General features: G+C 41.2%; 21 protein-coding genes. 9 read left to right on the top strand and 12 right to left on the bottom strand.

The window, feature by feature from the left end:
• The first annotated feature begins 171 nt into the window (after positions 1 to 171).
• The gene (gene malQ, locus HXT58_RS00440) at positions 172 to 2421 is read left to right on the top strand and encodes a 4-alpha-glucanotransferase (protein ID WP_174163519.1); all 2250 of its coding nucleotides are present in this window, start codon (positions 172 to 174) and stop codon (positions 2419 to 2421) included.
• A 185-nt stretch (positions 2422 to 2606) separates the two neighbouring features.
• Here the strand turns inward: malQ and HXT58_RS00435 are convergent, their stop codons facing one another.
• From HXT58_RS00435 to HXT58_RS00425, 3 genes are all read right to left on the bottom strand, one after another.
• Positions 2607 to 3218 carry a DUF624 domain-containing protein gene (locus tag HXT58_RS00435; protein ID WP_004104802.1) on the bottom strand — a complete coding sequence of 204 codons (612 nt, stop codon included), beginning with the start codon at positions 3216 to 3218 and terminating at the stop codon, positions 2607 to 2609.
• Between the two features lie 192 nt (positions 3219 to 3410).
• Positions 3411 to 4244, bottom strand: coding sequence for a carbohydrate ABC transporter permease (locus HXT58_RS00430; protein WP_004104804.1), 834 nt, complete (start codon positions 4242 to 4244; stop codon positions 3411 to 3413).
• On the bottom strand, positions 4241 to 5092 hold the full coding sequence (locus HXT58_RS00425) for a carbohydrate ABC transporter permease (RefSeq protein WP_004118392.1): 852 nt from the start codon (positions 5090 to 5092) through the stop codon (positions 4241 to 4243). Before HXT58_RS00425 ends, HXT58_RS00430 begins: the two co-directional genes overlap by 4 nt.
• A 301-nt stretch (positions 5093 to 5393) precedes the next feature.
• Here HXT58_RS00425 and HXT58_RS00420 point away from each other — a divergent pair, with 301 nt between their 5' ends.
• A complete protein-coding gene (locus tag HXT58_RS00420; RefSeq protein WP_004118390.1) occupies positions 5394 to 6407 on the top strand; it encodes a LacI family DNA-binding transcriptional regulator in 1014 nt (337 codons plus the stop codon).
• A 162-nt stretch (positions 6408 to 6569) separates the two neighbouring features.
• Here the strand turns inward: HXT58_RS00420 and HXT58_RS00415 are convergent, their stop codons facing one another.
• Both HXT58_RS00415 and HXT58_RS00410 read right to left on the bottom strand, forming a co-directional pair.
• Positions 6570 to 7913 (bottom strand): ABC transporter substrate-binding protein, encoded by a 1344-nt coding sequence (locus tag HXT58_RS00415; RefSeq protein WP_064340165.1) that lies wholly within the window; start codon positions 7911 to 7913, stop codon positions 6570 to 6572.
• Positions 7914 to 8273: 360 nt separating this feature from the next.
• Positions 8274 to 8984 carry a histidine phosphatase family protein gene (locus HXT58_RS00410; protein WP_064340164.1) on the bottom strand — a complete coding sequence of 237 codons (711 nt, stop codon included), beginning with the start codon at positions 8982 to 8984 and terminating at the stop codon, positions 8274 to 8276.
• A gap of 169 nt (positions 8985 to 9153) precedes the next feature.
• Between HXT58_RS00410 and HXT58_RS00405 the strand changes: the two genes are divergently transcribed.
• Entirely contained in the window at positions 9154 to 9612 is a 459-nt protein-coding gene (locus HXT58_RS00405; RefSeq protein WP_004104836.1) for a hypothetical protein, read from the top strand.
• Positions 9613 to 9656: 44 nt separating this feature from the next.
• Positions 9657 to 10463, top strand: a complete 807-nt coding sequence (locus tag HXT58_RS00400; protein ID WP_415706077.1) for a nitroreductase family protein — start codon at positions 9657 to 9659, stop codon at positions 10461 to 10463.
• A gap of 35 nt (positions 10464 to 10498) precedes the next feature.
• On the opposite strand, the gene HXT58_RS00395 is transcribed toward HXT58_RS00400, so the two are convergent.
• Positions 10499 to 10756 (bottom strand): hypothetical protein, encoded by a 258-nt coding sequence (locus HXT58_RS00395; protein ID WP_032841754.1) that lies wholly within the window; start codon positions 10754 to 10756, stop codon positions 10499 to 10501.
• A gap of 320 nt (positions 10757 to 11076) precedes the next feature.
• On the opposite strand from HXT58_RS00395, the gene HXT58_RS00390 reads away from it, so the two are divergent.
• Both HXT58_RS00390 and HXT58_RS00385 read left to right on the top strand, forming a co-directional pair.
• Positions 11077 to 12612, top strand: a complete 1536-nt coding sequence (locus tag HXT58_RS00390; RefSeq protein WP_410297178.1) for an aminotransferase class I/II-fold pyridoxal phosphate-dependent enzyme — start codon at positions 11077 to 11079, stop codon at positions 12610 to 12612.
• A 135-nt stretch (positions 12613 to 12747) separates the two neighbouring features.
• Positions 12748 to 14010: an MFS transporter gene (locus HXT58_RS00385; RefSeq protein WP_415706074.1), complete on the top strand. Its 1263-nt coding sequence runs from the start codon at positions 12748 to 12750 to the stop codon at positions 14008 to 14010.
• A gap of 44 nt (positions 14011 to 14054) precedes the next feature.
• Here HXT58_RS00385 and HXT58_RS00380 read toward each other — a convergent pair whose 3' ends face one another.
• Genes HXT58_RS00380 through HXT58_RS00365 form a run of 4 tightly spaced genes read right to left on the bottom strand, consistent with a single transcriptional unit; the run spans position 14055 to position 17411 of the window.
• Positions 14055 to 14579: a hypothetical protein gene (locus tag HXT58_RS00380; RefSeq protein WP_415706073.1), complete on the bottom strand. Its 525-nt coding sequence runs from the start codon at positions 14577 to 14579 to the stop codon at positions 14055 to 14057.
• A 27-nt stretch (positions 14580 to 14606) separates the two neighbouring features.
• On the bottom strand, positions 14607 to 15818 hold the full coding sequence (locus HXT58_RS00375) for an ABC transporter permease (RefSeq protein ID WP_415706071.1): 1212 nt from the start codon (positions 15816 to 15818) through the stop codon (positions 14607 to 14609).
• Positions 15802 to 16512 carry an ABC transporter ATP-binding protein gene (locus HXT58_RS00370; protein WP_064340330.1) on the bottom strand — a complete coding sequence of 237 codons (711 nt, stop codon included), beginning with the start codon at positions 16510 to 16512 and terminating at the stop codon, positions 15802 to 15804. The genes HXT58_RS00375 and HXT58_RS00370 overlap by 17 nt, the downstream gene beginning before the upstream one ends.
• A complete protein-coding gene (locus HXT58_RS00365; RefSeq protein WP_064340329.1) occupies positions 16509 to 17411 on the bottom strand; it encodes an efflux RND transporter periplasmic adaptor subunit in 903 nt (300 codons plus the stop codon). The genes HXT58_RS00370 and HXT58_RS00365 overlap by 4 nt, the downstream gene beginning before the upstream one ends.
• Before the next feature lie 476 nt (positions 17412 to 17887).
• On the opposite strand from HXT58_RS00365, the gene HXT58_RS00360 reads away from it, so the two are divergent.
• From HXT58_RS00360 to HXT58_RS00350, 3 genes are all read left to right on the top strand, one after another.
• Positions 17888 to 18559, top strand: a complete 672-nt coding sequence (locus tag HXT58_RS00360) for a response regulator transcription factor (RefSeq protein ID WP_064340328.1) — start codon at positions 17888 to 17890, stop codon at positions 18557 to 18559.
• Positions 18556 to 19716, top strand: a complete 1161-nt coding sequence (locus tag HXT58_RS00355; protein WP_064340327.1) for a hypothetical protein — start codon at positions 18556 to 18558, stop codon at positions 19714 to 19716. The genes HXT58_RS00360 and HXT58_RS00355 overlap by 4 nt, the downstream gene beginning before the upstream one ends.
• 161 nt (positions 19717 to 19877) lie before the next feature.
• Positions 19878 to 20249 carry a hypothetical protein gene (locus HXT58_RS00350; RefSeq protein ID WP_064340397.1) on the top strand — a complete coding sequence of 124 codons (372 nt, stop codon included), beginning with the start codon at positions 19878 to 19880 and terminating at the stop codon, positions 20247 to 20249.
• 180 nt (positions 20250 to 20429) lie between these two features.
• Here the strand turns inward: HXT58_RS00350 and HXT58_RS00345 are convergent, their stop codons facing one another.
• Both HXT58_RS00345 and HXT58_RS00340 read right to left on the bottom strand, forming a co-directional pair.
• A complete protein-coding gene (locus tag HXT58_RS00345) occupies positions 20430 to 20780 on the bottom strand; it encodes an XRE family transcriptional regulator (protein WP_231880178.1) in 351 nt (116 codons plus the stop codon).
• Between the two features lie 21 nt (positions 20781 to 20801).
• A complete protein-coding gene (locus HXT58_RS00340; RefSeq protein ID WP_064340399.1) occupies positions 20802 to 21521 on the bottom strand; it encodes a nitroreductase family protein in 720 nt (239 codons plus the stop codon).
• Between the last annotated feature and the right edge of the window lie 148 nt (positions 21522 to 21669).

Here is a 21669-nt window from a genome sequence, read left to right as displayed (position 1 = left end):
AATATGTCGCAACGCTAATTTGCAAACGATGTCAGGTATTTATATAATTGACAGGCAGGGTGTATTTCAATCCAGAGATGTATTGATTTACGCACTATCGCCATAGTTGCACATTTGGCACGCTTACGACGATGTTAGGAATGTGCCAAATCATAAAGTAGAAGGAGCACCATGACAACAACAGCTACTGGCAAAGCTGATGCTGATAAGCCTATGGAAGAAAGCGCAGAACGTCTTGCACGTCCACTTATTAAGCTTGCTAAGGCGTGCGGCGTTGCCACTTTTTATATTGATCAGCAAGGAAGCTACACCGAAATTACAGATGAAGCATTAGTTGGAGTACTTGATGCATTAGGCATGCCTGCCGACACTCAAGACAATATTGCAATTTCATACGAGAAGGTTCAGCGCAAACGCTCTAGCGAATTATTGCCACCAACTGTCGTTTCGTTTAATGGCGCAAAAACTTGCGTACCAATTCACGCAGGAGATGCCAAAAAAGAGCAAATTCATATTTCTCTTACACTCGAAGATGGAACAGATTATGAAGGCTCGTTAGGCGATATTCAATCCGAAGACAATGGAGATTTGTTCATTGAGCTTCCGGATGATTTGCCAATGGGCTACCACACTTTGCATGCTAAAGTAATCAACACGAATGGCGAGACAGCTCAACACGCTGATGTTACATTGATTGCTGCACCTGCGCGTATTCCGTTGCCTGAAAGCGTTAAGCAAAAGCATCGTTGGGGATTCATGACGCAAATGTATTCTGCGCGTTCAAAAGATTCTTGGGGAATTGGCGATTACGGCGATTTGCGTCGCCTACTTAAGGATGCTGGAGAAATTGGTAAGGCTGATTTTATGCTGATTAATCCAATTCATGCGTGCGCTCCAGTAACACCTCTTGAGCCTTCACCGTACTTGCCTGAGTCTCGTAGGTTCTTGAATGTCACTTATATTCGTCCGCAAGATATTCCGGAATATGCTGAATTAAGCGGAGAGGATCTTGCCAAAGTGGAGCAATTGCATGAGTCTATTGCTCCTCAAAACAATAATCCAAATCCTATAGATATCAACGCTGCATGGGATGCCAAGCTTCCTGCGTTGCGTATTATTTTCAAGCAACCTCGTTCTACCGAACGCGAGCGCGAGTTTAGTGAGTTTAAGCATCGTTCTGGTGAAGATCTTGACGCTTTTGCAACTTGGTGTGTTGCGTTTGAAGTTTGGGGTGCTCCTTGGGGCGAGAATTTGTGGTTTGACACTACAGGCAAAGGCACTCCGCAAATTGAGCGACTTAAGCGCGAACACGCTGATTTGTTTGAGTTCCATCGTTGGCTTCAGTGGATTGCTGATGAGCAAGTTGCTGCAGCTCACGCTGAAGCTAAAGCTGCTGGTATGGCAATTGGTCTTATGCAAGACATGGCAGTTGGCGTACACGGCTACGGTGCTGACGTTTGGTGGAGTCCGGAACGATTTGCTAATGGCGTAAGCGTTGGTGCTCCTCCTGATTTCTACAACCAGCAAGGTCAGGATTGGGGTCAACCTCCATTCGATCCAAATTATTTGGATGAAACTGGCTATATTGCTTACCGAGACATGGTTCATAACGTGTTCTTGCACGCAGGAGCTGCTCGTATTGATCACGTTCTTGGATTGTTCCGCTTGTGGTGGATTCCACAAGGACAAGGTGCTAGAAACGGCGCATATGTGTACTACAACGTAGATGCAATGCTCGCAGTTCTTACTGTTGAAGCAACTCGCGCAGGCGGCGTTGTTATTGGCGAAGATTTGGGCACTGTTCCGAAGTATGTTTCTAAGGTTCTTGCATCTCATGGCGTGCTTGGCACTGTTGTTGAATGGTTCACTCACGACGACGAAGCTGAAGCTGCTACTAAGAAGGCTGGAAAGAAGCAAATTATTTTCGCTAATCCGTCTACATATCGAGAGTATGCTCTTGCTTCCGTTACTACGCACGATATGCCACCTACAGCTGGTTATCTTGCCTTTGAGCATGTCAAGCTTCGCGAGCAGCTTCATCTGCTTACAGACTCCGTAGAAACGTTCCAGGAGGCTGCTCAAGCTGAACGCGATGCAATGATGAAGATGCTTCTTGAGAACGGCTGGATTAGCAAAGATGCTGCTGAGGATGTTGAAGGCCATGTACAAGAGATTGTGGAAGCTATGCATGCGATTATGCTCACTTCCCCATCTTTGCTTTTGCAAGTTGCTTTGGTTGACGCTGTCGGCGAGAAGCGTTCACAGAATCAGCCTGGAACTAGTACAGAGTATCCAAACTGGCGTATTCCACTTGCTGATGCTGATGGTCGTGTAGTTCACACCGATGAAGTATTTAAGTCACCACGAGTGCTATCTATGACGGCAGTTATGCGCGGCGAAAATACACGGAAGCATGTATAATCTAATAGTTGGTTTACTGATGAACTGACTCTATTCCCCCCCTCGTAAGGAATATGATTTGCATAGTAGCAAATTAAAATATTTCTTACATGATGTCCTATGTGAGGCGAGCATCTATAATAGTGCTCGCCTCATTAATTTTTTGCCGATTACCCCAATTTTTTAATTATTCATATAACTGTCAACTACTCTTGCTTAATATACTTTGCAAATACCCGCTCTAAAATCGGAGTATGCAGCATAATAAGCGATCCCCAACCAATGAATACCAACAAAGGCAAACCCTGCGGCAAATATACGATTGATGCAAATATTAACACAATAAACACTATATCTAGCAGTGTCATTATAAGAGTTTCTTTCCAATACGAAATACCAAAAATAAGAGAATTAACCACTGTTTTATCAATTGAATTTTTAAAACGCGCTTGTAGTGCAAACACCCATTCGGCAACAATAACCCACAATATGCTCAGAATAAATTTAATAATTAAAAGTGGAGTAGACCACACGCAAAGCCATAGCCAAATAATAGCAAGCAAAACTGGCCCCATTACAGCCCAAATAATAGTAGATTCCAAAAAATTGCTAGCAAACGCGCGAAAATAAGCTGCAGTAATATGTCCTTCACCTTGCTCTGTACGTCTTGCAGCATCATGACCGGCACAAAGAGAAGCACCGATAGTAATTAAAGGAATGCTTGTTAAAATCATCAATATTGTAAGCCACACGGCATCAGCAAATGTTTCCATGCTTTGCGCAAACTTTGAATCTGGGCTTCCAAACGAGAAAATCATTCTATACTATCTCCTGGTTTTATGACGCAATTCCTATGCTCTACTATCTATAGATACCTTTAACAACGAACTCTACCACCTAATTACAAACTAGCGTAACTATTAAAAAAAAATAATGACGGTGTGCACAAACGTAATAGTATGTGCACACCGCCGCTTTTACTGCCACTTGAATTTTGGAGGAGAATTAATTTATCCCTTTACTGCACCAGACATAACACCTTTGATAATGTACTTCTGGCAGATGAGATAGAAGATTATGATTGGAACAATTGCCATAACCAAGCAACCCATCATGGCACCCATCTCAACAGATCCATAACCACCCTTCAAATACTGAACAGCTATAGAAATCGTCTTATACTTGTTGAGATCGAGCGTCAAGAATGGAAGCAGGAAGTCATTCCAAATCCACATTGCCTGCAAGATTGAAACCGAAATAATAGCAGGTCGCATAATCGGCACAATAATCTGGAAGAATATACGTGGTACAGAAGCACCATCAATCATTGCAGACTCTTCGAGTTCTTGCGGAATACCCTTAATCACACCAGTGAAAATAAACACTGCAAGTCCTGCACCAAAGCCTAAGTAAATAATCCACAATCCCCATGGAGTATTCAACTTTAAAGTGTTCGTAATGTAAGCAAGGGTGTACATAACCATCTGGAACGGCACAATCATGTTAAACAGGAACAAAACGTATAGAAGTTTTGCTGCCCAATTGTTCACACGAACAATCCACCATGCACACATTGACGTGCACAGAAGAATGAGGATTACAGAACCAACAGTTACAACAATAGTCCAGAGGAAACTCATTGGAAAATCAGTACGATTTGAACCTAATACGTAGTTAGACATTCCAACAAACGATTTTGAACTAAAAGTAAAAGGATTGCTTGCAATATCAACCTTAGACTTGAAAGAATTCAGTACCACTAAAGCTATAGGGAAAATCCATAACAAGCTTATAAGAGTGAACAGCACAGTCCATAACGCAGGATGCTTTGTTTTCTCGTTCATGCCGCTACCTCCTTTGACCTAGTGAGCATATTCTGAACCATAGCAATAACAGCCACGACAATGAAGAACATGACTGCCTGAGCCTGACCAACGCCTTCACATCTTGGAGTAGTGAAAGTTCTATAAATATTAAGAGCTAACATCTCTGTTTTCCTTGACGGACCACCGTTAGTTAATGCGAAGTTCTGATCGAAAAGCTTGAAGCCGTTGGTAATTGTTAAGAATGTGCAAACAGTAATAGAAGGCATCATCAATGGAATAGTAATCTTGAATAAAGTCTGCCTTGGGCTTGCACCATCGACAGCAGCTGCTTCCATAACATCTCCAGGAAGAGCCTGCATTCCTGCGATATAAATAATCATCATATAGCCAATTTGCTGCCAGCAAACAACAATCACAAGGCCCCAGAAACCGAATACTTCAGAGAACGTAATCGTACGATTGAAGTAGCCGAGTATACCATTTAACAAGAGCTGCCAAATATAGCTTAAAACGATACCGCCAATAAGATTTGGCATAAAGAACACGGCTCTGAATATCGTCGTGCCCTTGAACTTCTTAGTAAGCATGTACGCAATTGCAAAAGCAATAACATTAATAATTATTGTTGTAATAACTGCAAAAAGCGTTGTGAACAAAAACGAATAAACAAGATGCGGATCTTTTAAAGCTCTATAGTAGTTACGAAAACCCACAAACTTACCATCAGTCACAGTAGTGAATTTTCTAAAGCTCAAGTACACACCCATAATAAATGGCACTAAGAAGCCAACAACAAACGCAGCAAACGTTGGCAGCGCAAATAACCACCACCATTTACGTATTGCTTTTCCGCTCATACTAATCATGACTCGTCACTTTCTCCTCCTTGAGAGCGACATCCACGTAGACATCGCTGTCCCGAACCAATAACTTCATTCTACTACATGAATTAGCTATGTCAAACGTTGTCATTTTCGATATGTCACTTCAAACAAATATCAGAATTTAATTTTAAAAAATTGCTTATTATCGTTGGCATTCCAGCAAAATTTGCTAGAATAGAAATGTCTGCAAACGTTTGTTTGTTTCGAACTATAAAAGTTCGCACTAAACAATTAAACACAAGGCTGTGCTACACGTTTGTTATACGCGAATAAAGGAGTTCACATGTCGGCAAATATTCAAGATGTAGCGAATAAAGCTCATGTGTCAGTTTCTACTGTGTCACGCTCATTTACACGACCAAACTTAGTATCTGCATCCACTCGCAATAAAGTATTGGCCATTGCCGAACAATTGAATTTTTCTATTTCGAAATCTGCAGCAGCACTAAAATCTGGTAAAACCTTGCGCATCGCTTTATTGATTAGCGATCAAATTCGCCTATGGTTTTCTGCATCTATTATTCAAGGATTGAATCAAGTATTCCACACAGCTGGATACGATTTGTCAATTTTTCAGATTTCCAGCAGCAAAGAGCGTAGCGAATTTTTCACAATGCTCCCAACTAGACGTAATGCTGACGCTGTTGTTGTGTGTTCCTTTGACGTAAATACCAACGAAATCGCACAACTTAAATCAACAGGCGTGCCAATTGTTGGCATAAACTGCTTATATCCACAAAAATGCGATTTTGACGCGACTATCAATATTGACGATGACCAAGGTGCAAGACTTATGGCACGCCACTTAATCGGTTTAGGGCATCACAATATTGCATATGTGCGCACAACTCGTGACGTTTCACTACATTTCAGCGTATTGCAGCGTTACCATTCTTTTATTGATGAATGCCAAAATAGCGGAATCACACCTACAGAAATTGTGGCACCTGCTAATTCTGATCGCATAAGTGCCATAGTTTCTATGCTTCTTGGAAGTTCAATTATGCCAACAGCAATTGCATGCCAAGAAGATGGGATTGCAATACCACTTATGTTTCAGCTTGCCCGCAGCGGGTATTCTACTCCAAAAGATGTGTCAATTATTGGTTTTGACGATAGTTTTTATGCGCATGAAACTGGCTTAACTACTATTAGACAGGATCCGGTTGATATTGCTTCTACTGCGGCAAATATCACGCTTGCACTTATAAACGCAGAGAAAGTTGAAGATCAGTATCGCATTGTTCCAGCGCAACTTATTGTGCGTTCAAGCACAGCTGCATTATTAAAAGAATAGACCTTTTATAGTTTTCTAGAAAATATCGAAATAACAAAATATCGAAATAACAAAATCCGCTAGGACTTAGCACTATGATGTGCCAGTATCCTAGCGGATTTGCTTACGTCACCTTTGCTTGCTTACGTCAGCAGGTGCAACGTCTATTTATTTATTAATGGATCAGTCGTCATCTTCATGAGCCTGAGAATATTCCTTAGCCCAACCATCCACGAATGCTGTCTTAACCTTATCCCACTTGCCGGTGCCCTGAGCGTACTCAAGCAAAGCAGAGCCGAGGTCGTTCTTCCAGTTATCAGATGGCATTACGGTGAAGTTCCAGCTTACTGGAGTCTTACCAGACTTAGCATCTTCAACAGCTGCCTGAGTCAATGGGTTGTCGGACTTGATATCTGCGAAGCTCTTGAATGGAGTGGTGAAGCCCATCTTCTTAGAAATAGCTTCCTTACCAGCATCGGAAGTAAGCAGCCACTTCAAGAAGTCCTTAGTTGCCTTCTTGTTAGCGTCAGACGTCTTCTCATTGATGCACCAATAGTTCTCAGAACCAGTTGCCAAACCTTGCTTCTCTTCGCCCTTAGCACCAATATAAATTGGAAGCATACCAAGGTCTTCAGCCTTCATACCAGCCTTGGAAAGGTCGCCCCAAGCCCAAGTACCATTCTGATAGAACACAGCTTTACCCTGTGAGAATTCAGCATTAGCATCTTCACCAGTCTTGGAACCAATCTTTGTTGCTGGTGTAGTGGAATCAGTAATGTAAAGATCGAAAATCTTCTTATAACCGTCAAGGAAGCTACCCTTTACCTTTGCAGGCTGCTTGGTAACATGATCTTCCTTGAACTCGTAGTACAGAGGAAGATTTGCAAGATGGGTCTTAAAGCGCCAGTCAGAGCTGGAATCAAAACCTGCAGAAGTGAAGGCACCATCAACACCAAGATCAGCCTTATGCTTCTGAATGTCGTCTGCAACAGCCTTCAACTTATCGAAGGAGTTGATTTCTTCAGCAGACTTTACCTTAGCATCCTTGAGCTCGGTGTACTTCTTAAGCAAAGCCTTGTTATAAATCAAGCCGTAGGTTTCCATTGCATATGGAATTCCAACAACCTTATCTCCATCCTTCAAAGCAATATCCTTGTTCTGAAGCTGGTTATAAAGCTCAGTATCCTTTAAATCAGCAGTGTAATCCTTCCAGCTTGCGTAGCCAACTGGGCCATTGATCTGGAAGAGTGTAGGAGCTTCATCACCCTTACTGATTTCACTCTTCAAAGACTGCTCATAAGTTCCGGAAGCAGCAGTTTGAACCTTAACTTCAACACCTGTTTTCTTGGTGTATGCCTTAGCTACTTCCTTCCACTGATCTGCAGCTTCTGGCTTAAAGTTCAAGAAGTAAACCTTACCTTTAGCAGAGCTATCGCTTGAAGAGGATCCGCAAGCTGCAAGCGCGCCAAAAGCCATTGCCGAGCAAGCTACCAGTGCAATTGTTGATTTAATTGTACGATTCATCATCGAACCTTTCTCCTATGCCGACAATCCCATCATTGGACTGCCACACCTCTAGGTGTCCTTATCGACAATATTTATTATGCCTCAACTCCTGCAATATTGCAAACGATAGCATAAGTAAATTAACGCGTGTCGCCACAAAAACGGCACATAATAATATCTTTAATAAAATTAGCACGTATTTTTGGCAATAACTAAAGGGGTTACGCAACAATTTAGCAAACGATTGCGCAATCTCTTGAGGATCATAGTTTAAAACAAATTATTTAATTAGCAGCTAACCCTGCCCATGAGCAATCTTATATTCCTTAACTCATCCGTCCACAAACGCGGTTCTAAGAGTATTCCATGCCTTTCCGTATTTCAGCAATTCCAATGCACAATTACATTATCGCCTTTGTACGCGCCCAACACAGAATAATGCGCGGTATCCATACGAAGAAGTCGTGCAAAATCTGGGCTTACTCCAAGCCAGCGCGCAGTAAGAATACGCAACACATGAGCATGCGCAACAATAAGCACGTCCTTACCTAATTTCAATTTAGGCATTGCCATATCAATAATCTTTTGAGTACGATCCGAAACCTCTTGCAAGCTTTCTCCAGAAGTTCTGTGCACATCCACTGCTTCTCCACTAGGAAGCACCTCTTTAGCGTCACTAACCATGTGAGAAGGAAGAACTTTAGGACCATGCTTCCACACATCCCAAGCCTCAACGCCACTTAGTTTAGAAATATCAGCGCGCGTGCGACCCTCAGCAGCACCATAATCCCACTCCAGCGCACTATCGCAAATTGTATACGAATCAAAACCAGCAAACTGAGCTGTTTGCTGCGCGCGACGAAGTGGACTTACAAGCACACAATCCTTATCAAAACCTTTTGTGAACACACACTGCAATCTAGCGCCAGCCTCTTTTGCCTGCTCAACACCAACTTCAGTAAGAGGCAAATCCGTGCGTCCGGTATGTTGACCGGACACACTCCAAGCAGTTTGGCCGTGGCGAAGTAACACCAAGCAACCCTGCTTCGAGCATTCTTTCTGAGAGGATTCTTTAGTGCCGTTATTTTGCATAGTCTTCACATTCCTCACCAGCGCCATGTACACACATCGCACTGGACGCCTAGCAGCACGATTGCTTTACGTAAGCATTTCTTAACTTGCAGCCACTTTGCCGCAAATCAAGATCACTGTTCCATGGTACCGCCAAAATTGGTATTTCGTTACCACTAACATAGAAAATATGACGCAATTATCATCGGCTAATACTAAAACTCAACGAAGCCATCGTGCGGCTCAAGCTACCGTACAACGACTTAATGCAGCAAATCGTAAGATTGAGGCCCTTCGCGAGCGCCGATTGAGAAATCAAAATACTTTAGGAGATTCATTACTAAAATCTGCACTTCCTTCTTTTGCAACGTTTATTGCAGGGCAGATTGCGCACTTAATATGGAAAAAACATGTTGATACTAGAAAAATCAATTTAAACTCTAATAGTCGTTCTAACAATCTTTCTAAAGAAAAAGTTGCGCAAAAGCAGCGTATTAAGCAAGAAGAGCCGCTGCTACTGTCTCTTGGATTTGCAGTATTTTCTGCGATTCTTACTACGATTGTTGGTCGCTTAGCAAGCCACGGAACCTTGTTTTATATTGCGCGAAGGCAAAGAAAAAGACAATTGCGCTCACAAAAACGATTTTAATTTATTAAATTTTATAAACTAAATGGCCTTATTTTGAAACGAGAATGCTGAAAGGAATAAGAAATAACGTGCCAAATTTACGCCACAACGAAACTATCGATACTTTACTGAATCGCCGCTCCATTCGCACTTTTTGCAACGAAGCAATTGACAACGATACAGTTGCCACTCTTGAAGCTGTAGCTCAGCGCGCTGCTTGTAGCCAGTTTTTGAACGACTGGTCAGCGATTAAAATTACGGATAGCTCAATTAAGCAAAAGCTTTCCGAAATTGGCAACCAAACATATATTGCTACAGCTCCACTACTGTACGTTTTTATTATTGATCAACATAGAAACGCTGCAATTGCGCACAAAAATGGCGTAGATACCAGTAGCGACGAGTTTATGCTTAAAACTCGCTACCGCTTTACACAGGCTCAAAATGACGTTATTTTGGCGCTTCATGCCATGGAAACTGCCGCGGAATCTTTGGGGCTTGGTTGCGTAATTCTCGGTTCAATTTTGAACAGTAGAACTCAGCTTATTGATATTTTGAATTTGCCTAAATACACGTACCCCGTGCTCGGCCTGGCAATTGGTAAGCCTGCGCAAAGCCCAGAATTAAAGCCGCGAATGAGCGCTGACATGCAGATTTTTGAGAATACCTACCCTGCTGACGACGCTGAATTATTAGAAAATCTTGCTGATTTCGACAATCGCGTGCATCAATATTACGATTTGCGAAATGCTAGCAGACCAGTTGATGCTTTCAGCGCACAAATTCTTGCTATAGCAGCAGACGATATTGCCAAAAAACACCAAGCAGAAGATGTTGAGCAGGTTGCAAGGCAAGGTTTTAACGTTGCGTAAGATTTAGCACCGTTTTAATTTAGTGCCGTTTTAACTTAACGCCGTCTTGGCTTGTACCCGCGCTTTCTAGATTTCGGCTTTGCGCTTGCGGATGGCGAGCGCATATCGGAATACATGCGATCTACCGGATTCTTATGCGTCAAATGCCAGCAACCACAATATTCACAAGCATAAACCCATAACTGTGTTCCACGCTCTCGCAAACTTTGCTCCGCCGCCATAAGAGCCTGCCCTTTATTCTTGTACATGATTTTTTGGGTAGATTCGCAACGCCTCGGAGTAAAGAAATACATAGCTTTTATGGTAGCAAACCGCTTAACAGAGCTTATACAAAACGCACGCAATGGCGTAAATCATGCATTATTCCTGAACTTAAGCCATAAAACACATTCACAAAAGTTCAAAATAAATTCAATTTATTATAATTTAGTTCAATTTTTCTACTATATTTCTACTATTTTTTACTATTTCTCGTCATTTTTTGAAAAATTACTATACAAAAATAATTTTTGCGACTAATATTGAGCAAATAGTTCAATTTAATACTTATATTTTGAACTTTGCTATAAACTTGTTCAATTTATAAATGCCGATTTTACAAGAAAGACAGATTATGGCACAGAATTTTGCCGATGAGCTTAAGAAAGCTATGAAACGCAAGGGGTACAAGCAGATTGACGTAATCGAGCTTGCAGCAAAAAACGGTCATAAGCTTGGCAAAAGCCAGTTAAGCCAGTATTTAAGCGGCAAAACTGAGCCTCGCAAAGACGTGCGTAACATGCTAGCTGAAATTCTTGGAATCAGCGGTGACGGAGTAAAAGGCGGTCATTCTTGCGCAAAAGTCGAGCAAAACTGCCAGTCTGCAGAAGAACCACAATTAAATCAATTACAACAGCAGCAGCTTACAGAAGCTGAACTTTCCAAAACTCTAAAGCATCGCACATTCAACAAATCCACAAAACTTGAACACGTGCTTTACGACGTTCGCGGCCCTGTTGTTGAAGAAGCAAACCGCATGGAAGCAAACGGAACGCATATTTTAAAGCTCAACATTGGAAATCCTGCACCTTTTGGATTCCGCGCTCCAGACGAAGTGATTTACGACATGCAGCAACAGCTTATTGACTGCGAAGGCTACTCGGATAGTCGCGGACTTTTCTCTGCGCGCAAGGCGATTATGCAATACGATCAGCTTAAGGGCATTCCAGGCGTGCAAATGGAAGATATTTACACCGGAAACGGCGTTTCCGAGCTGATTAACCTTTCTATGCAAGCGTTGCTTGATTGCGGCGACGAGATTCTTATACCAAGCCCAGACTATCCTCTGTGGACCGCGTGCGCGAGCTTGGCTGGCGGCACTCCTGTGCACTACATGTGTGACGAAAAGTCGCATTGGTACCCAGATATTGCCGACATTCGCTCTAAAATCACGCCGCGCACTAAAGCAATCGTGATTATTAACCCGAATAATCCTACGGGCGTGCTGTATAGCCGCGAAGTTTTGGAAGAGATTGTTAAGATTGCGCGCGAGTTTAATTTGATTATTTTTGCGGACGAGATCTACGACCGTCTTGTTATGGACGGCAAGAAGCATATTTCGATTGCTTCTCTTGCTCCAGACGTGTTCTGCGTAACTTTCAGCGGACTTTCTAAATCGCATATGATTGCCGGCTTCCGCATTGGTTGGATGAGCCTTTCGGGAGATAAATCCAAAGCTCGCGACTACATTATGGGACTTAACATGCTGTCTAATATGCGATTGTGCTCGAACGTTCCTGCGCAATCGATTATTCAGACTGCTTTGGGCGGATACCAAAGCGTTGAAAAGTACTTGGAGCCAGGCGGACGCGTGTATGAGCAGCGCGAATACTGCTATAACGCGCTTCAGGAGATGGATGGCGTAAGCGTCGAGCGACCGGATGCCGCTTTCTACATGTTTGTAAAACTCGATCCAGACCGCTATAACATTCACGACGACGAACAGTTTGCGCTTGATTTGCTACGCGATCAAAAGTTGCTGATTGTGCACGGAAAAGGCTTTAATTGGCAGACTCCAGGCTACTTCCGCGTAGTCTACTTGCCGCGCTTGCAAACGCTTCGCGATGCAATGAGCAAACTCTCCAACTTCCTCTCCTACTATCGCCAGTAACAGCAACCCCCACCTATAAACTGCGACAAAACACTCATTTCGCTCACGGTCCATAAAAAGGTGTATATCAAGAGGCATATATTATTCAGAATATGAAAGACATTCATAACATGAAGAAAGAAAAAAGAGAAGGAAATGAACGCTGCGGCACGAATTCGCACAACTCTTATTATTGCCGTTTTATCGCTTAATGCCTTTCTTATAACAAGCTGTAGATTTGGCGTAAGCCTATATCTTTTAATACATGTCGACTTATCTCACGCAGCGCTTAACGCGGTATCAGTAGCGCTTATGACCTGCATAGCAGCACCGCTTGGCGGCATTATCGCAGATAAATATCCACCAACTAGATTGTTTATAGCTCTAACGTTCTGCTTTGCCTTGCTGTGTACTGGATACGGTTTCGCTTTAGTAGCACAGCATAATCTTATTGCTATTACGGTTACACTACTCGGCATAATATTCGGGTTCTTTACTGCATTTTCTTCGCCTAATCAAAAAGTATTAATGGCATATAGCGCGCCAGCTGGCGAAAAAACCAAATTTTTAGCAAGCATGCGCATGTGGATTAATCTCAGCAGGCTTGCTGCACCTGCTATCACTGGCATATTTGTTGATATATGCAATCCGCTCATTTTCTTTACGAGCATTGCTATTGTGATGATACTAGCGGCGCTACCTCTACTGTTAGTTAATCTAAACCAGCAAGCACAAAATAGCGCAAACAATACGAAGACAGGAAGCAGTAAAACTGCTGGTTTTGCAGCTTCTCTACACTATATGAAATCTACACCATGGTTAATAGTCTTAGGAGTAGTATCAGCATTACAATCTGGATCATGGCTTGCTGCATTTAGACTAATGGGAGCACACCATTGTCTCACACTTTTTCATTCGGCATCCACGTGGGGATCAATAGTCAGCATATTTAACATTGGCATGATTGTAGGTTCGCTATTATGCAAATATATTGTGCTGCATTATGAGATTTTATACTCTATTTTACTACCTGGATTCCTTTCTATTCCTTTACTTATTTTCGCACTTAATAATTGGATTGCTCTTTTTCTTTGCTCTGCTTTCATTGCGGGTATTATTTTTGACGCAACTATTGTCTATGGGCAAACAGCTCTTCTCGACGGCATACCAACACACATTCTCGGCGCAACTACTACTTTTACTTCTATTATGGAGCAATGCGGCATTATCGTAGGGTATGCAAGCGTACTAGCATGGGGGAATCTAAATTCATCATTATTCATAATGATTGCTTCTGGCGTAATACTTGTTTCAACAGGTATAGCCTTATGGATTATTCAAGCTCGTAAACAAACACACCCATCAATGCTTACCAAAGATTATTGGACACCATCAACATGGGTAAAAAGAAGCATATAACAAGCTATTTAGTGCGAAAGCACAATAAAGCTATACAAATGCAATTACATCACAGGACAATTAGCTTGCACATCCTGTTGGAATCCTGACGGATCTCCCAGTTTTGCTTTACGCATATGCTCTTTGAAAAAGTTTCGCGTTGCATCATCACAACGGTCTGGACCCATAAACGGCATGCTAGGCACTTTTCCAAGCTCATGCAAAGCTTTACTTGCCGCTTGTTCATCACTAGCATACGTGTCTAACCATTGCCGTTCCCAAGCACACTGATAATAATTAGATGCTTGCGTATCGCCATATCCACTCTGGAACTGGCCGTCTTTTTCTTCTCCAACCAAGTTTGCAGGAGCTTTATATTTTTCAGGCCAACTAAGCTTTGCCACAGATTCCTGATATTCCTTCTCTATATGAGCAAAATCAACAATCTCTCTAGGCGAACTATTTTGCGAGCGCGCACCACCCACACCACTCGCATTATTGTTGCCTATTCCTCCACACGCATTAAACATAAGAAGCGCACTAAGCACACCAACAATAAGAGTTGCTTTACCAATAGTATGATTATTCATTATTCCTTCTTTCTTATTTTTTGAAAATTAACGCAATGCTAATGCTGGTTGTAAACGCGATGCTTTTATTGCCGGCACCACACTTCCAGCAAGCGCTGTAATAAAAGCCGCAATAACAGCTCCAATAGCGGCTTCATATGGGTAAACTGGCGGACTAACTGGGCTTGCTACATCCCAAAAACTTGATGCTATAGACACAAGGCCAAAAGAAACAGCGACGGCAGCAATCGAAACTATCAGAGCTAAAATAATCGCACTGCCTAATACGAGTGAAGCAATCGACCATCTAGTAGCACCCAAAGCTCTGCGTATAAGCAGTTCATGCGTGCGCTGCTCCAACGATGCTAAACCAATATTGATTAAACCTAGCGCGGAAACAAAAAGCAATAATGCTGCTACGATAGCAAAACTTAATTGCAATACTGTTATAACATTCTCGTAATCATCACTATTATCATGTCTTCTAATTTCGTTTACTTGTCCATCGCAACAGTCGTAAAGAGCATCTGAAACATAAGATTTAATTGATTTTTGAGAACGATTTTCTTTATTCAACCAGTAGATTGAGCCTTGAGCTTCTTTTCCAGAATATTCCCAAAGAGTTGGAGCGTAACGTAATAATCCTAGAATATTCACGTATACTTTTGCTGAGTCTACGCCATCGTTCACAACTCCAACAATCCTTATAGGACTCATTTGTGTTGTTTTACGAGAAGTAATAAATGCTACTTCACCAATCTTGTATCTTTTGCTAGCAGATTGGTTTACTACCATTTCTAATGCGTTGCTTTTAGCGCTATTACTAAACCATCTTCCACTTACAATAGGTAAGTTATAAACTTTGTTGTATCCTGCCGTAGTGTAAACAGCGTCAACATATTGAAGATTGCCAGTCTTATATTCTTTGCTTATTTTTACACTCTTCGAGGCTGGCATAGAAGCGCTAAACAGTAGTCCAGTGTTTGGTTGTAGCATAACGTTAGCGTTACGGTTTGCAGATTCAATGCGATTTAAGAATTTGTTAAATACTGAATATTCGTCAAAATTTTGTGCTGAAAAAGTAATCTCGTACGTTGATCTACGACCGTTTAGCTGTTCGTTAGTTGCAATAAGATAGTCCTTACCAACCGTGCCAATAAGCACTGACGCAATAACGGCAATGATGCCTATAAACATTGAAAAACCTGTGAGGAAGGATCTCATAGGAGAAAGGCGCAAATCTTTAAGCAGCATGATCATAAAGAACACCGCCTTCCATAGTAAAAATGTGAGAGCAAGAACGAGCCACTTTCATATCATGAGTGACTAATAGTAATGTTGTTCCAGATTCTTTAACACGATCATGCAACACTTGAAGCACTTTTTCTCCCGTACTACTATCGAGTGCACCAGTTGGCTCGTCACAAATAAGTAATTCGGGATTAGTGACGAGAGCACGCGCTATCGCAACTCTCTGCTGTTCACCGCCTGATAAACTTCCAGGGTATTCGTTTAGTTTATCTTGCAATCCAACAGCACATAATGCTTCTTCTATCGTTTTTCTTCTTGTCTGCTTGCTTTGTTGTAGTCCTGCGTACAAAAGCGGCAACTCAACATTTTCTCTAATGCTTAAATGCTTAATGAGAGAATAGTTTTGAAAAACAAAACCAATATTTCGAGCGCGCATATGCGATACTGTATTATCACTACACTTTTGGATTGACTTGCCAGAATAATGGTATTTTCCAGTAAAATTTTTATTCAAAAATCCGACAATAGAAATAAGACTCGTTTTGCCAGATCCAGACCTGCCAACTACCGCATATGTTTCACCTTGATTAAGTAGCATAGACGCAGAGTTGACAGTGGTAAGCCATTCGCCATTGCCTAGTTTCACACGCGCTGACACATCTTGTAATTCAACCAATGGAACAGGATTGTTTCCCATAATCATTGCACTCCTGGAATGAGATCAGGAGAAACACCTGCTACAACATCACCCTCATGCAAACCAGACGTAATCTCAATATTAGCGCCGTCACTTATTCCAAGACCAACTTCTTTACGCTCCCAATTATCGCCTTTTTTGTATGAGACTAAACCTTTTTGAACTCTTCCAGCAACCGCACTAACGGGCAGCGTTAGAACCGATTGTTTATGCTTGCCATTAAAAACAAGCGTCGCATTTTGGCCTGATTCTACTTCTGTGCTTTTATCTATTAAACACGTTAAAACTTTTGACGATACACTAGGTGTACTTTGCGCGCTCGACTCATCTGTTTGAGTCGAATCAGCATTATCATTCTTGCTACTACCCGAGGCTGCAATATCGGTAGAAGTTCCACCGCTTTGTACTATTTGCAAACAATTGGTTGGTCCAACACCGTCTTCAATTTGGAAGCGACCTTTAACATCTGTAATATCCGCAGAACGAAGTAAAGCTTTTGCATTAAGGCTTATTGAAAAACCTTCATATTTAAGAGTGAATAGTGGGAAAGATTTAGGCACGTCCGCAGACGATTCAGCTACTGACACAACTTTAGCGTCTACAGGAGCAATAATTTTGTTACCAGCATTGTAACCTAGAACACTTCCAGCTTTTACAGCACTTCCTGCCTTTACCGATGGAGAAAAATTCCCTCTACTTACAGCAGTGATAACAAAGGTAGACGATTGTTCTATTGTTGCTTTACCCGACACAACTTGTGTTAAAGGCTGTTTTTTGACTGAAACAAGCGGAACTGAATCATGTGATGCCTGCTGTTGACTATCATCAACTGCTCTACCAGAGCATGCAGTAAGCAAACACACTGGCAGAGCAGCAAGCAAGAGTACTTTCATAAATTTACTCATAATACAAATCTCCTTACTCACCAAACTCGTAGACACATAGTATGCGTCGAAACAAGCCTCTCAAACTGATCGAAAATAAATAAAGTGCTTGATAATGTTACAATTGACGCTTTTATAATTGTCACTTTATTGAAGATTTAAGCTTTTGCTTAATAGCCTATAATCGCCGTAAAGAGTTTGCATCAGACTAAATGATGATTTTATTTATGATTCTTGGAGCTTGCGTAATACCAGAGAATGATTTGTTTTGCATAGAGTTTATACACTACTGAGCGGCTTCCGTGCGCATAGCCCCCAACCACATTGTGATTAAATCACTAAGCTTTAAGCGAACTTATTCGCTGCGGAGTAACCCCCATAAGCTCCAGTAACTACCTTTATACAATCTGCTTTGTAAAGGTTTTCCTAGACAAGATATTCATCATACAAATTCAAGTACTATTATTACTTAAATAATGCTTTTCTAAAGGAGCAATATGATAGCAAAGCATATTACTGTTGGCATTGTTGATGATGATTGTTTTTGTCTACACGGCCTAAAAACATATATTGAACAGGTTGTTCCGTCCTGCAATATTTGCTGGTTGTCCACGTGCGTCGATCAAGCAATTCAGTTTTGTCAAAATCAATGCCCAGACGTGCTGCTAATTGACATGTATATGTCTGGGGTTTCGGGAATTAAAATATTATACGAATTGCGAAGAAGATACTCACTCCCAATAATAATTGCTATAACTTCATTCCCTATCAACGATTATGCTTTAAAAGCATCAACAGCAGGCGCGCAAGGCATTGTTGGAAAGAACCACCCAGAAACCATTTGCGCCATGCTTAGCAGTATTGCCCATGGCACGTTCAAGCCACAAATAATAGGAGATCTTCATTTTGACGACACGACGACAGCATTTCAGCGTTTGCAAAATAAGCCAAAAAATGGACGCCTTGCTTTAACGAATCATGAGACTGAAATTATAAAGTTGTGCAGTAAAGGCATGACTAATGCGCAAATCGCCAAACGTTTATTTGTTGAAACTTGTACTGTGGAAACTATCCTTCGTCGCGTGTTCAAAAAATTGAATGTGACAAATCGTTCACAACTTATTACTACATGGCTGCATGATGAATATTTAGGAAATGATACACAATGATTATTTTCTTAATGCGGCGTTTGCGAGAAAAGCTTATTGACAATAAAACATTTTTACTATTGGGGTGTTTGTCAAGCGCAATGGATGCATATATTTACTCAAATAGCGACAATAGCACAATACAACTTGTTATAGTTTACATGATTCTTGCTGCTATAAATCTGTTTCTTTGCTTGCTCCCGCATTTTATGAGCATGTGCTATATTTTTGTACATCTCAGCATTCTTGTTATTCCTAGTCTGAATCTTCCACCAGTAACTTTCGGGCTCATCATATCATTTGTTTTTATTTCGTATTTATATCCGATTCAATTTACACTACCTTTATTCTTAGTAATAGATGCATTACACTACGTTGCATACCGATACTTATCAACTTTGTCTTTCAAGTATCTTATTGCTTACCTTTTAATAAATATATTTTGCGTTTGCACTGGTATTATTTTGCGCATTTCTCACCAAAAAATGGTTCTTTATGAAAAAGATAAGCAAACAATTAATAATCTTCATCTGGCTGTGCGAATGCACGATAGATTAACTAATAAGATTGCAGATATTGCATTACAAAGTAAAATAGCATTACTTGACAAGTCTATTTCTAAAAAACAGCGAAGTGCTATTGAGGCAATAAATGATTTGGCAGATCAGGCTTTTGAAGAAGGACATAATATTATCGACATTCTACGTGGAAATACTGCTAAGCAAGATGCTCGAAGCGAGTTCATCCAGCACATTGAAGATACACTACAAATGAACGACTCAATCAATACATCTTGTGGATTAAAAGGAAGATCCATATGCAATATATCTAGTAACGATATTCCTGAAGACATTAGCAATGAAATCATCTGTGAAGTTATTGAATTAATCGAAGAACTATATTTGAACATGCGAAAATATGCTTCTTTAGTTTATTACATCAGAATTTCGATACGCGAAAAACAAATTGTTATAAAACAGTTCAATGTTCGATTTTTGGGCGGAAAAAGTAAAGATGCAATTCGCTCAGTATCTCAAAAAGGACTTCTGCTTCATCGCGATACCATAAAGCATTTAGGCGGTTCACTCTATTTTCGAGCCTTTGGTAAGTATTGGGAATGTAATGCAGTTATTCCTTTCAAAAATGAACATAACTGTATAGATAGTATGCTTTACTGATTCAGTTTAAAAGATTAATGAATCTTAAACAGTTTTAGTTAGTAATTATTTGTAAAGGTTTTCATATACAAGATATTGTTTACCTTTTAGCACGCCATTAATTTATAAATTGTCAAAGTTTTATATACACAATTATTTTCTTGTATCAGAAGGAGAAGAATATGAGTAATTTAGAAGATACAAAAGCACAAATTCCGTCCGTATTTTGGACAATAGCCAATGGTGTATTTCTTGCTGGCGGAATTGCGCTGATTGTAATGCGTAATGATTATCTATGGGGGGTGCCTCAAATTATCGCTGGATTATTTGGTCTTGCAACCATGTTTCTCATTAAAAAACCGTGGTGCGCGCAGCTATATTTTATCGTATCTTCACTAGCTGTAATAGCAAATGGGCTTATGGAAATATTCGGCATAATCCACGGATCTGGATACGGTTATGTTCCGCTGATTATTGGCATAATCGTGCTTCTATTTATAGGCCTTGACAAGGATGAAAGTTCAAAAGCTCTTGGAATTGCCAAGAATAAATAAAAGCATTAGACTGCGATTTTAACTTAAAAACATATCACAATTTTCAAAGGTCAAGTTGCATCCATGCATCCTACGGCTTGACCTTTACTTATTTATCCGTTATTTATTTGTTTTGCATAGAGTTTATGCGTTACTAAGCGACTTACTTGCGCATAGCCTCAACCACATTGCTTTGAATCACTAAGCTTTAAGCGAACTTATTCGCTGCGGAGTAACCCCCGTAAGCTCTGCAACATCACGAACCGTCAATCCCTGATTCCTTAGTATGCGAACCGTTTCACACATAAGCATAGATGCCTCTTGCTGAGTTTTTATAGCTGCCGATTTTGCATCTAACATGCGCTGAAGCATAAGCTCATCTTGCTCACTAAGTTTCGGAGTTACTTTCACGCCATTGACTTTAACATTTAAAGTTGCAGCAGCATCTTTTACCATTGCTGCAACCTGATCAAGCCTACGCACTTGAGTAAATAATCCTGGTATTTCCGGCACTTCTATCTGATATTTTCCAAAGTACTTTGGATTTTGCAAGATAGGTTGGTTCGTGCGAAGTTACTTTTCCTGCGCAAGCTCGATTGGCGGATGCTCCGCGCGGAAAGCATTTACGTGCGCTTCAGACGCATACCCTAACGCAAAACCAGTAATCAGCGCATACTCCGGAGGAATGTCGAATACTTCGTCAAGCGGTGAACGCCATGTAGCAAGAACGCCAAGGGGGCATGAATCTACGCCTTGCTCTTTAGCTGCCAACAGTAACGTTTGTAGCATAATTCCAGCATCCAGCGCAGCAAACGGCAGAAAATCGCGGCGAACAAGCACAAATCCCATAACTGGCGCACCGAACGCCTGGAAGTTGCGCAAAGTGTGAGCATTTCGAGCAGGAAAATCTTTGCGATCAATATTTAAATGTTTATACAACGCCAACCCTAAACGAGCGCTACGCTCTTTAAGTGATTGTGGATACGGAGCCATTACAGGAAAATCTCCATCCGGGTGGCTCATTTTCTGCGCTATCAGGCGCTCTTCTTCGCTAAGGGTAGCGTCTTTAGTACGAAACATTGCTTTGCATTTTTGCACATATGCGTCGATTAGCTGCTGCTTGCGTTCTCCTTGAGCAATAGCGAGCATGTAGCCACGCGTATTGGACCAGCTCGGTGATTGTGCAGCTGTTTGCAAAATAGTTTCAAGTATTTTAGAATCGACAGGTTTATTTAGAAAATCACGTGCAGAAAATCGCGACTTTGCGAGTGCTTCAAAAGTTTGTGTAGTCATGCTTTTAGTATATCGCACCGAATACGCACGCAGTGTTCTCTCTCGTGTTTGTGTGACTACCTGCTTGAGTGCTTATAGCGCGAGCGTTCCAGCATTTTTGACCACAAATGCCCGCAGTTTTTCCTCGTGTTTGGAGTGTGTCGGTGTG

Source organism: Gardnerella sp. KA01000 (assembly GCF_049244035.1).
In the GTDB taxonomy this organism is placed as follows: domain Bacteria; phylum Actinomycetota; class Actinomycetes; order Actinomycetales; family Bifidobacteriaceae; genus Bifidobacterium; species Bifidobacterium leopoldii.
The sequence above is the reverse complement of the archived record's forward strand: the minus strand, read 5'-3'. Positions and strand labels throughout refer to the sequence as shown.